The following is an 11,709-nucleotide window of genomic DNA, read 5'->3' as shown; positions in this document are numbered from 1 at the left end:
GACCATTACCCTTGAACGCTTACGCAAGAGAGGGTATGAGGCGATGCTTGGATACTACGAGAAAATTGCGCCACATCTTAATGAACCGCTGTATACGAGACCCGTACGTACAGTGGTGTGAGAGGCTCTCCCCGTCAGCTTCGCTGGCGGGGCAGTCTACTCGATTGTAGCCAGTTTTTTATTTCTTTTAATCGTTTATTTATCTGTCCACTCTGGCGATTTACAACTACCACCAATTATTTTCCAAGTCTTCGTTTGTTTGACGTAAACAAATCTGAAATCAGGTATATATCCATTTGTTCCACCGCAAGCAAGAGAATAATTTGCTTCTCGAAAATGAAGTCCATTTTTAAAGAAAATTCCTCTTTTTACTTTTAATGCCAAATCCCCGAAGTTTATATCAATCGTATCATTTGAAATCTGTTTATGAGTAACTCTATATAACTTTAATGACTTGCCGTGCTTATAGGCGTAGTCAAATAATTCATCTGCTGAAAGAAATTTATTAACACTATTATGGTCAAAATTATTTTTAATCCTTTCAGTCTGTTCGTTTGGCTCAATGAATTTCCATCCACTCGATAATTGCAAATCAATCTGGCTGTTTAAGGCTTTTATATAAATACTATCCAATGTCTGTTTGTCAATCTGCTCTTGATTCTTTGGAGTTGTTTTAAGCAACAAACTAATCTGTTTGAAATACTTTATTTTAGGGTAAATCAAAACAATTCCATTACCGTTTCCATAAATATTTTTTTGCTCTTCACTTTTTAAAACTTCAATTTTCTCAATCCATTTTGGATTTATTGATTCTGGTACAGTATCTAAAAAATATTCAGTTTCGTTCATCTTGATTATAAACTTGGGCAAAGAATCCTGTGACACACTGGTATTTCGAATAGAAAAACCATCCAAAGCCTGTCCGAAAGTAAAAAATGAAATCGAAAAAATCAGTATCGTAAATATATATCTCATTCGCAGTGGTTTTTCTAAAATTGGCTACAACGTTTGACAATATGAAACGGTTGGGTTTTCGGAGCGTGTCTTTATCCACCGAGGAAAAAGCTGATGCGAGAACAAAATGCTCGCAAACCACTGAACCCCAACTGTTTTATATTGTGTGTTAGCGGATGCCGTTTCTCCTCTCACTTATCATTTGTGTATATCAACTTAATATTCTTTGCACAGTCGCCTTGTTGATTTGTCCCTGTCTCGAACGATACAAGTTGTCCATCTTGTAAATTCTTCCAGTCTAACCAACTAGAGCAGTCAATAAAGTCGTAACGATTTGCATAAATTCTATCATTATCTGTTTCAATGAACACAAAATTTGCATCAGCCTTGCCTTTGGTAACATTCCCAATTTTCTTGTCTCCGCCTATTTCAAAGTCAAGCATATGATTAAAACTGTCATCATCAAATTTGTCTGCATACTTCATAATAGTTCTGTGACACAAATGAGTTAAGGCAATTTGCTTTTCATATCTTGAAATGAGTGTCTTTACAATCTCTTTGTTCTTATCAATTTCTGTTGTTGGTATTGTATTAATAAAGCTGTATAAGCAGTCAACAAAGTTTTTAAGAACCTTATAGTCAATAATATTCTTTTCTACACATTCCTCAAAAGTTTCAAATGCCTTTTTGTAATGATTAATTGCATTTTCAATATCTGTTTCAACTCTTAGTAAACTTTGTCCAGTATTTGAATACAAACTAATAAGTTCCGTATATGCAACTCTTGTGTTTTTAGGGTCTAAGTCTTTATTTGAAAGAAGATTTCTTAATATTTGAATTGCCTTGTTGAAGTCTCTATTATGATTGTAACATCTTGCAAAAAGGAAAGATGTGTAGGGGTGATTTGGATTTTGGTCGTAAACTCTTTGAGCATAAATTAATGCTTGGTCACTGTCTTCAAGACTAAACAGTAAAAATTGTGCATAATAAAAAAGTAATCTTAAATTGTTTGGTGCAATTTCTAATCCCATTTGATAATCTTCTTCAGCACTCAAAATGTCACCTTGAGTAGCTTTGACAAAAGCACTTACACGATATACTTCGGAATAATTGGCATCAATATTTTTCGCTTCATTTATTTTTTGTAATGCTTTCTCAAAATTTCCAACCTTAGAGTAGCTTAATGCTTCGGATAAGAATTTAGCTGATATTTTTTGATTTGCTGTTTCAAATGAAAGGGCATTAATTGAAAACTCGTTGTAACGACTATATTTCTTGATATCTTTTAATCCTTCTTCAAGTGCTTTGTATTTTTTCGTCAATGACTTTACATATTCAGGTTCAATTTGATAGTTTTTGGATAAAAAGTCCTTAGCAAAATCAGATATGTAGTAATATACTTCTTCTAAATTGTTTGCATCCTTTATTTCTCTGTTAACCAGAGTTGTTCTAAAAAGCTCTATCAGATACTTGCGAACTTCTAAAGGTTGGAAGTTCGAAAGGTATATGATTTCACCAGTTGTCAACTTTCTTCTTGATGCTCTAATTGTTTTTAGAATTGCAATTGCTCCATCGCTTAACTTTTCATAAACATTTGTTAGGCAGAAATTTAACAAATCGTCTTTGTTTGCCAATACTTCTGCTGGAGAAATTCCCATTTCTACAGTATTTACAAACCATTTTAATGCAAGTGGATTAAAATATAGCTTTTCAGAAATATCTACTAATGTCTTAGGTGGAAGCTTCATTAGTGTGTCACTGTTTCTAATTCTCGCAATTTCTCGAATTAATTTTGATGATTCATTTTCAGTAAGTCCGCTTAATTTTCTTGGAAATTCTAACTCTCCTAATCCAATTCTAGAAGTAATTAGAATATTGCATTTTACTTGTGCTTTCCTTATAAAATCCCTTACTTCTTCATTGTGAATGGTTTCTAAGTTGTCAATTATTATTAGTGTTTTGAATAAGTCTAAATATTCTAAAATTGAGGTGAGTTTATTATCTTCAACTTTTGCGTCTAAAGTGTCTGAAATAACATTAATCAACCCTGTATAATCAGTTATTGTGGTATATATTTCTTCAATACCCTTTGCGGTCAACATTGTTGTTTTTGCAGTAGTCCAGATAATTAGTTCAAAAGGACATTTTTCATTTAAGTCGACAATATCATAAGCTACCTTCAAAGCAAGTGCGGTTTTCCCAATTCCTCCATCACCAAGAACTGTAACAACCTTATTAGTAAAAATTAATTGTTTTACATCATCAACATCTTTTACTCTACCAATAAAACCTGTTTCATCAAAGTCTGGAACTGGTAAATTATGAATAACTCTGTTTGTTTGACTGCTAAAAGATGAAGTCGGAAATTTTAGGGTTAACACATATGAAGGGTCTTTTTCAATTAGGTTTCTTGTTTCAATTGTTGCCTTCCATTCAATTGGGTCATTTGTCTTAAGCTTTGTAATAAAATCATAAACAATTGCAAAATCACCACCTAAAAGAGGTCGAGTGTGCATTACTCGATTACGAACTGGAATTATCGAAACTAAGTCATTGAAAATCGAATTTATATAATCATTCGTTGGCTTAGTTAAAAAAACATTATTCTTTTTAAGAATAACAAATGTGTCTCCGAAATCTAAAAAATCAACAATATCCTCTAAGTTTTTTTTGTAGTCAACGCCAGGATTTTCTTTGTTAAATCTGTCAGCCACTTTTAACTGAAGGTCGTTGTCGTTGAAAAAATATATGTCTTCGTGGAAAGGTGCAATGTGTTTTTTAATTACGTTTTTTAGGTCTATTTCAACACCATAAATAAAGGCCGCAAGGGTCAGTCGAACTTCTGTTATTTTTGCCATTTAATTTGTCTTTTGTTATGTCTCATTATATGCAGTATGGTTGTTTACGGTTTTCGCTAACGGATTGCGGTATGAGGTCGTGGCGGATTACGGGGCGAATACTTATCAATGTACACCAAATTTAAAGGCGAGTGATACCCTTTGCAACAGGAAAGCCCCGCCATGCCTTATGACCGCTTGTTGTGGCATGGGTTTTACTTTTGTAAATTAAATGTAAATAAGTTTTTTGTTTGGTCAATCGAAAACGAAATGTATCCTATTTACTGGAAAAGCTCTTTGTTTTCATGACAAGGAGCTTTGGAGTTTTGATTTTATCTGTTGTCATTTTACGGAATAATGCACTTTAGCTGTTTTGGCAAATTAAGTTGGCCTTGAGCGTTGGCTTATTTGCCGAAAGTGCTAAAGTTTTTAGGAATGCTCAAACTTAGTCTTTTCTCTTTTTTTGGCTTTCCAGTCAATTGTCAGCTATCCAATTACTCCTTTTTACCTCTTAATAAATCGATCCGAGTCAATTGAATTACTCCTGATAATCCGAGGTTATTACACCTTTTTTTCCATGCTTCGCCTGGTCAGTCCCATTATCAGAATAACCTATAACTCAATCAAGTTGAAACACTTTTTGCCATTCTACTAAGCATCAAATGAATCGCATTAAATATAGGTATTCGCACGAATAAATCAGATTATCAAAGAACTCATTATGCAATTTAGAATCGTTATTGGTTTTGTGTCCTTTTTGAGTAACTCTTAGAAATCATGGAAATCAGATCAATCCGTTAACATTACCGAAAAGGAATCACGATACAAGAATGCCTTTTTCTTCGCTCGCAACCTTTGCCACAACGTTTGCTGCTAAAAACCGTTGGGGAGTTCGAAGCAGCATCTCTGTCCCACGTTAAAATAAATGCAATATACTAAAATAAATATTATCTAACCATCTGCCCCAATGGTTTTTAGCAGCTGTTACCTGCAGTTTTTTATTCTTTCATTTTAGTCAGAGTTACAACTAAAGCACCCATAGATAAAGCACCTAAAATTGCTTCAATGGAAATTATAAACCTAGCTAAACCATATGTTGGATATATATCACTATAGCCCAGTGTTACAAATGTGACTACACTGCAATAAATACTATGTAAGACTATTTCAAAACTGTTTAGCGTTATTAGTAATTTGTCGGGTATTATTTGATGAGAAATCAATGATAATAAAAGACCAAAAAATAAGATAATAATTGAAGAAAACAGTATAATTCTTTTAGGTTCTTTTCCATACCCCCAGAAATATTTATCAATCATCCAACTTGCTTTATTGAAAAATCCAGCTGCATTGCTCCTTTTATAATCTAATTCTAGTATTTTGAATTTGTTAGCCTCTTTATAGTTACCAGTCTCATTGTTCGCTTTATAAAGTGCTCTATATGTTCTATCGAATTTTGTTGAGTGCTTTAAGTTTGAATGGTAAACATCGAAGCCTTCAGGTTCAGTGTTCTCGAAAACGGGTATAAATTGGCCACCCCAAATTCGAAAGTTTTTTGTTGAAGAGTCTTTAATTCTACCAGAAGTATTTGAGTTAATAAAATCCCAATTACTAATATCTGAGTTTTCTACATATAAATTTCTAACACTAGAGTTATCAAATGTAATAAAAAACACTTTCAAGTGACTGCAAATCAAATTGTCAACAGTGCTAAAAATAAATTCAATTGATTTGTTGTTGTTTATTTCATCACTTAATTTTAAACCATTTAAATTAACAAACTCAATTTTTTTTGGTCTTAATATTTGGCCTAACCCATTTTTAAGAGGTTCTATTCCTCCCATTTTAAGTAGTTTTAAATCGAAATTGTAATAAACTTGCTCTTGGACAGATGCTTGGTGTAATCTTTCCACATTAATTTCTATATTTTCAATATTATTACTTTCGCACCAATCAAAATAACTTATAAATTCCCCCTTATATTCGTATGTGATATTCTGTGCATTATAAATTTTGTTTTTATCATAACTATACCAGACTTGATGCTTTGATTTTCCCTTATATGTTACTAATACTAGATGAAACTTTAAATCATTTTTGCCTTCTGTATATTTATTTCTAATAAAGGATGATATATAACCGTCCATTAGAATTTCATCCGTTAATGAATAGGCTTGCATCCATTCCGTAAACTTATTAAATCTTCTTTTAAAATTATCAAGTATGCGTGGATAGTCATGTTTCTTTCTCCATTCATCAAAAACATATTGAGGTAATAGCCATAAATCTTCTGCGGTTAATTCAGGTATGTCGATTACTTTAGCAAGTAATTTATCTTCTGAGATACTATAGTCCTCTTTGTAAATTTCGTTGACAATGCTCATGATTTCTGGTTGTTTGTCATAAAATTGCAGGTAACGTTGACAATAAACGTAGGCGCGCTGTTTCAAGTTGTTTTACAGTTTATTAATTGCATTAAAGTTAAAAATATTTCGCCTTTTGCAAACTGTTTTAGCGCTTACATTTATTGTGGGTTGTGTGTTGTTATTTCTTTATCCTCTTTTTTCAATCTCTTATATTTATCATATCCCCATAATACAAAATAAGTAATTAGTGAAAATATCCCTGAGATAAACAATCCTGTAAACACAGTAAAATTTCTTCCGACATCGTTTATCAATCTATCCATTGTAGCTTCATACAAAACGGCAGCTTCTTTTTCCGAATAAAGACCTTCATTGTTAAGTTCATATTTTTCTAAGTCCTTTTTGATTTTAATTTCAGTAGATGCAGCACTACCAACAATCAAAGTATAAATTATTAGAAATTGACTAAAACTTATCCAAAATTTTCTAAATGTCGATTTAAAAGTCCATTTATAAGTTGCGATAATTAAAACCAATAGCAATCCACTAATTAATGGGGGATAACATAAAAAACTAGGTAATTCAATCATTTTTCTTCTGTTAAGTCTTCAATCTGATTTGGATATTCTGATAAGAACAAGTCCATATTATTTTCAGCCATTATCTTCATTGATTCAGAACTAATCGCAGAACCACCGCCAGTCGCATTTGGTCTTATGTCAAACGCAATATCAATTATATATTTGTCAGCTTTCAAATTCTTGCACTTAGTTTTTAACCATTCTTCCAATTCGTCAATTTGAGTTGGTAAATCCCAGTAATCATTGCATAACCAAGCAATTGATTCTGCTGTTTCTTGTTTATAAATACTTATTGGCATATGTAGAGGTTTTCCATAATAACACACAACGTTGGCGGTATGAAATGTTGGGGAGTTCGTGGCTCCGAATCTATCAACCGACAGAAACCTTGCCAGCGAGCGATGCGCTTGGCATACCAATAAAACCCCAATATTTTATGACCGCGTGTTGTGCCCAGTAATTTTATTTTTGTTCGTCAAGATACTCAACTCTTTCAATAAGTTGGGTAGAATAATTGTAAATATCATCTAAAGAAGCAATCTCAAATCTGGTCTCTTTGTTTTCATTATCAAGCAATCCAAGATACTTTTTCTTTTGGCTATTGAACCATAAACGGCAGATTGTTTTTCTACTACTATCATCAAGTGTAACGCTAAAATAATTCAATGAATCTTTATAGTCAATCCTTTCGGCTGGAATTTTTATCCTTAAAATGCTTTTAACAATATAAAATCCATTCAACTCCTCCTCAGTTGTAATTATCTTATTTTCCTCTTCATCAGTGGTGGTTGAATTCTCAACAGATGCTTCTGGAGTAGCTTGCTTTGTTTGATTAATTGCACTCATCAATCTATCACTAACTATATCCGTGAAGGTTTGGTCAACTGTGCGTTTTACAATGTCTGTAAATTGCAGTATAACTTTCTCGCTTGCATTACCTTCATAAACACGTTTAATGAAATATTTTACAAATTCAGGAGTTGGATTTGATAATTCTGACGTTAATACGCTCCTTATTGCATTTGAGTATTTTAATTCACTTGCAGTATTAAGAATGGAGCCAATGTCAAATCCGCTTTTATGAAACTTAGCTAATTCTTTAATTTGCTGTTCCTTCATATTGGTAATATCAAAACTCAAAAATGGTTTTTCGTCCATTTTATTGGCAGCATCAAGGTCTGTATAGAAATTATATTGAATGCCATTTGTAAGAACAGCAAATCGAGCTTTAGTTAAATGAAAATATTTATGTGTTTGAGTGTAGTGTTTTTCAACATTTTCTATATGATGTTTGCACTCAATTATCAAAATAGGTTGGCCATCCTTTAAGATAGCATAATCAACTTTTTCAACATTTTTTGCCCCGAAATCAGTAACAAATTCAGGTGCTACTTCGGTTGGATTAAATAAATCATAGCCTAAAATCTGAATGAATGGCATAACAAACGCATTTTTTGTAGCTTCTTCGGTCTTAACTTGGTCTTTAAGTTTCGAGATTTTATCACCGAGTTGTTTAATCTGTTCTTTGAAATCCATAGTTAATATTTTAAAGTTAATATTATAAAAGTAACGTAATCATTGGGCTTAACGATTTAATATTATTGGGCACAACTCGTTTATAGGTCTGACAAAATCATCCTTATCCACCCATTTTGGGGTGGATAGGTCTGACGGGCGTCATCCTTTATATCAAAGCTACCTATTTTTTTACAAATCATCAAATGGTGACTTTATTTTTTTTAAACTCTGAGTGCTCACGTGGGTATAAATTTCTGTTGTTTTGCTGCTTTTGTGTCCCAGCAGCTCCTGAATGAAGCGCAAATCGGTGCCGCTTTCCAGCAGGTGCGTAGCATACGAGTGGCGCAGCCAGTGCAGCGTTACTGGTTTCGAAAGCTTTGCCTTTGTCAAGGCCTGCTTCAACACACTTTGCAAACTTTTTTCACTGTATTGTTCGCCTAAATTCTGCCCTTCAAATAGCCAAACCTGAGGTCGGTAGGCCTTGTAGTACTCCCTTAGCAGCGCCAGCATCTTCTCCGAAATGGGCACTATCCTATCCTTGTTCCCCTTGGCATTTAGAATGGTCACTATCCCCCGCTTGCTGTCAACGTGCATCGGCTTCAGGTTTAGCAGCTCGCTTCGCCTGAGCCCACAGGCGTATACCAGGCTAAGCATAGTTCGGTGCTTGAGGTTGGTGTGGGCCTCCAGTATGCGCTTTACCTCCTCCTTGCTCAGCACGTTGGGTAGCTTGTGCTCGCGGCGTGGCCGCTCCACCATCTCCACGTTAAACTGGCTGCCATAAAACGTTTTAAAGTATAGCTTTACCGCATTTATAACCTGGTTTTGGAATGCAAAGCTGTAGCTGTTGGCCAGGATGTAATCGTGGTTAAAGCGCTCCAGGTCGGCGTTGGTTATCGCATCGGTTGGCTTGGCTATCCACTGCAGAAACTGCCTGAGCGCATGTTCGTAGGTTTGAATGGTTCGTGGACTGTAGCGGCGCTGCTCAAGGTAGCGCGTAAAGTCGTTGAGCGTGGCTGCTATTTCAGGGGTTGGTTGGCCCAACGGTGGCTTCATCTCCAAAGGGAGTCGGCTCTCACCCTTTTGCAGCTGGGCTAGGCCAAGTGTTAGCTCCTTCAGCTGCTCGTAGGCTTCGCTGGTTAGAGGGATGTGCCAGCTCCGGAGCGATTGGCTCCAGCGGGCATCCTTCACCTGCTTCACCTTTTCTATGAGGGCCGCATCGTAGGCAAATTCCAGCGCCAGCCGGGGCATATTCTGGTGCACGATTCGATGGGTTACAATGGTTTGCATCTTTTGGTGAATATGTTTTACATTCAGCTGTTGCAAGCGAAAGATTAGCGTTTGAAAGGAAAACAATATAATTTATGGAAAGAAGGCAATTGCAGAGGCTAAGTTAAGTAAATCTCGTGAATGCACCGAGCTGTCTTCTCCTGGATAAAGTTCAATTGTCATAATCATTCCACCCCAACCCCTTGGCTGGCGTGTCCCTTGCAAGTTTTAACACCTTCTTAGCCAAGGTTTGGGCCTTCTTAGGAAAGGTTTGGTCGTTTTTAGCGAAGGTTCGGGTGTTCTTAGCGATGGTTTAGGCGATTTTAGCGAAGGTTCGGGTGTTCTTAGCAATGGTTTACCCCTTCTTAGCAAGTTTTACCCGCCCTAGCAAAGGGGTTCAGCGGGTTGCTAAAAAAAACGCCACCGCAAAAGGGTGGCGCTGGATGCTACCGAGCCTGAACTACTGCTCCGTGGTGTTCTCCTTGTTCGATTTTGAATGTTTACGGATATACTTGCTCACGTAGCCGCGCTGCCGCTCGTCGTTGCGCCAGAATATATACTGGCCCACGCGGCGTATTTCTTCCATGGCCTGCTTGAGGTAGGTGTAGGCCTTGTCGCGGGTTACCCGCAGCTGGCTGTCGTTCATGCGCTCGCCGTTGCTGCGCGCCAGCAGGTCGGCCATCTCCTCGGCCAGGGTTTCGGCGGTGGTGAGCTGGGCCAAATCTAAGCCAACGGCCTCGAGCGGGGCGGGGTTGGCCTTTCCCAGCACGGCAAGGTCGGCCAAATCCTGCACCATGTCGGCATGGCCGGCGCCTTCGGCAATACGGCGGGCATGGGCGAGCAGGTCGGGGGCGTTACGGTAGGCGAAGAGGAAGTGGTGCACCAGCTCGTCGCGCAGTGCGTAGGCCTCGGGTGAGCGGGTAGCCCACTCGCGCTGTGCCTCCTCGCGGCTTTGGTACTGCTGCTGCCACAGCGACTGGGCGTAGCGGCAGGCACCCGTCCGAGCCGGAAGGCTATCTACCAGCGTCCAGTCGAGCCCGGCTGCCACCAGCTGCGCCTTGTCGGGTTGGCACCACACGTTTAAATCTTCCGCCTCCTGCAGCATGGCTGCAATGGGAATGGCTGGACTAGCTGCATCGGCTATTGCCTCAATCGTCGCAGCATTTAAATCAAAATCTTCTTTTGACATAGTTGAAACGTTTTAAAGGTTAGAAAATGAAGTTATTCACTGAAAAAAAACCATCTCATTCTTACAAATGCAGCAAGCTGCGTGCGGCGAACTACAGGCTGCGTATCAAAGGCTTACCCAAGTTACGGCATACTTTTTAAACAATTGCAAATTTTTTTGAAAAAAGTTGAACGTTTTTCTGAAAGGGTTGTGGGGATTGGGGTATGCAGGAGCTAAGTGGTGTAAGGAGGTAGATAACGCGGTTGGTAGCATAGTTCGAATTACCATTCGAACCTTCGCCATTGAAAGTCATAGCACACGGTTTCAACCGTGGGTAATTAAATACCGGTGGAATGCCTGAACCGTTTCAACGGTTTATAGAGCTTGCGGACCATTGTTGGCAGTACAGCCTAGGTCGCGAAAAAGCGCGAGGCTCCGTAGGAGCCAAACGTTGGTAGAGCTTATAAGGAGAGGCGTTGGCGCTCCGTTGGTGCGCAACTTATTTCTTCTGTTCTTTTTTCTTGATAAAAAAGAACGAAAAAATCAAGCCTTGGCTGCTCGCCGACCCTTTACGGCCTCGCGAGCTAAAACGGCAATACTCGCTTCGCTCAAACAGCCGCCGTTTTTACGCTCCCTTCGGCCTAAGGGTCCCCGGCTGCGCAGCCTAGGGCGCTCGCCTTCGGACTATCGCCATTGAACGTCATAGCCCACGGTTTCAACCGTGGGTAATTAATTACCGGTGGAATGCCTGAACCGTTTCAACGGTTTATAGAGCTTACGGACCATTGTTGGCAGTACAGCCTAGGTCGCGAAAAAGCGCGAGGCTCCGTAGGAGCCAAACGTTGGTAGAGCTTATAAGGAGAGGCGTTGGCGCTCCGTAGGTGCGCAACTTATTTCTTCTGTTCTTTTTTCTTGATAAAAAAGAACGAAAAAATCAAGCCTTGGCTGCTCGCCGACCCTTTACGGCCTCGCGAGCTAAAACGGCAATACTCGCTTCGCTCAAACAGCCGCCGTTTTTG

Annotated in this window: 8 protein-coding genes; all 8 read right to left on the bottom strand. The window is 37.9% G+C overall.

Annotated features, from left to right (window positions below; genetic code table 11):
• Positions 1–195 precede the first annotated feature (195 nt).
• The 8 genes from VMW01_08790 to VMW01_08755 all read right to left on the bottom strand — a co-directional run bounded on the left by VMW01_08790 (position 196) and on the right by VMW01_08755 (position 10,711).
• Positions 196–975, bottom strand: coding sequence for a hypothetical protein (locus tag VMW01_08790; GenBank protein ID HUW06347.1), 780 nt, complete (start codon positions 973–975; stop codon positions 196–198).
• A 170-nt stretch (positions 976–1,145) separates the two neighbouring features.
• The gene (locus VMW01_08785; GenBank protein ID HUW06346.1) at positions 1,146–3,812 is read right to left on the bottom strand and encodes an NB-ARC domain-containing protein; all 2,667 of its coding nucleotides are present in this window, start codon (positions 3,810–3,812) and stop codon (positions 1,146–1,148) included.
• Between the two features lie 977 nt (positions 3,813–4,789).
• Positions 4,790–6,175: a potassium channel family protein gene (locus tag VMW01_08780; protein HUW06345.1), complete on the bottom strand. Its 1,386-nt coding sequence runs from the start codon at positions 6,173–6,175 to the stop codon at positions 4,790–4,792.
• A gap of 140 nt (positions 6,176–6,315) precedes the next feature.
• Entirely contained in the window at positions 6,316–6,747 is a 432-nt protein-coding gene (locus VMW01_08775; GenBank protein HUW06344.1) for a hypothetical protein, read from the bottom strand.
• Positions 6,744–7,037, bottom strand: a complete 294-nt coding sequence (locus VMW01_08770) for a hypothetical protein (protein ID HUW06343.1) — start codon at positions 7,035–7,037, stop codon at positions 6,744–6,746. The genes VMW01_08775 and VMW01_08770 overlap by 4 nt, the downstream gene beginning before the upstream one ends.
• 163 nt (positions 7,038–7,200) lie before the next feature.
• The gene (locus VMW01_08765) at positions 7,201–8,274 is read right to left on the bottom strand and encodes a type I restriction endonuclease (GenBank protein HUW06342.1); all 1,074 of its coding nucleotides are present in this window, start codon (positions 8,272–8,274) and stop codon (positions 7,201–7,203) included.
• A gap of 171 nt (positions 8,275–8,445) precedes the next feature.
• A complete protein-coding gene (gene xerA, locus VMW01_08760) occupies positions 8,446–9,543 on the bottom strand; it encodes a site-specific tyrosine recombinase/integron integrase (protein HUW06341.1) in 1,098 nt (365 codons plus the stop codon).
• 439 nt (positions 9,544–9,982) lie between these two features.
• Positions 9,983–10,711, bottom strand: coding sequence for a hypothetical protein (locus VMW01_08755; GenBank protein HUW06340.1), 729 nt, complete (start codon positions 10,709–10,711; stop codon positions 9,983–9,985).
• Positions 10,712–11,709 lie beyond the last annotated feature (998 nt).

The sequence above is a fragment of the Williamwhitmania sp. genome (assembly GCA_035529935.1).
GTDB lineage: Bacteria > Bacteroidota > Bacteroidia > Bacteroidales > Williamwhitmaniaceae > Williamwhitmania.
This window is presented reverse-complemented; position numbering and strand designations above follow the sequence as displayed.

What these genes read in the sequence shown, in the direction of transcription:
- VMW01_08790 (HUW06347.1), bottom strand. Translation starts at nt 975, where the DNA reads ATGAGATATATATTTACGATACTGATTTTTTCGATTTCATTTTTTACT.
- VMW01_08785 (HUW06346.1), bottom strand. Translation starts at nt 3,812, where the DNA reads ATGGCAAAAATAACAGAAGTTCGACTGACCCTTGCGGCCTTTATTTAT.
- VMW01_08780 (HUW06345.1), bottom strand. Translation starts at nt 6,175, where the DNA reads ATGAGCATTGTCAACGAAATTTACAAAGAGGACTATAGTATCTCAGAA.
- VMW01_08775 (HUW06344.1), bottom strand. Translation starts at nt 6,747, where the DNA reads ATGATTGAATTACCTAGTTTTTTATGTTATCCCCCATTAATTAGTGGA.
- VMW01_08770 (HUW06343.1), bottom strand. Translation starts at nt 7,037, where the DNA reads ATGCCAATAAGTATTTATAAACAAGAAACAGCAGAATCAATTGCTTGG.
- VMW01_08765 (HUW06342.1), bottom strand. Translation starts at nt 8,274, where the DNA reads ATGGATTTCAAAGAACAGATTAAACAACTCGGTGATAAAATCTCGAAA.
- xerA (HUW06341.1), bottom strand. Translation starts at nt 9,543, where the DNA reads ATGCAAACCATTGTAACCCATCGAATCGTGCACCAGAATATGCCCCGG.
- VMW01_08755 (HUW06340.1), bottom strand. Translation starts at nt 10,711, where the DNA reads ATGTCAAAAGAAGATTTTGATTTAAATGCTGCGACGATTGAGGCAATA.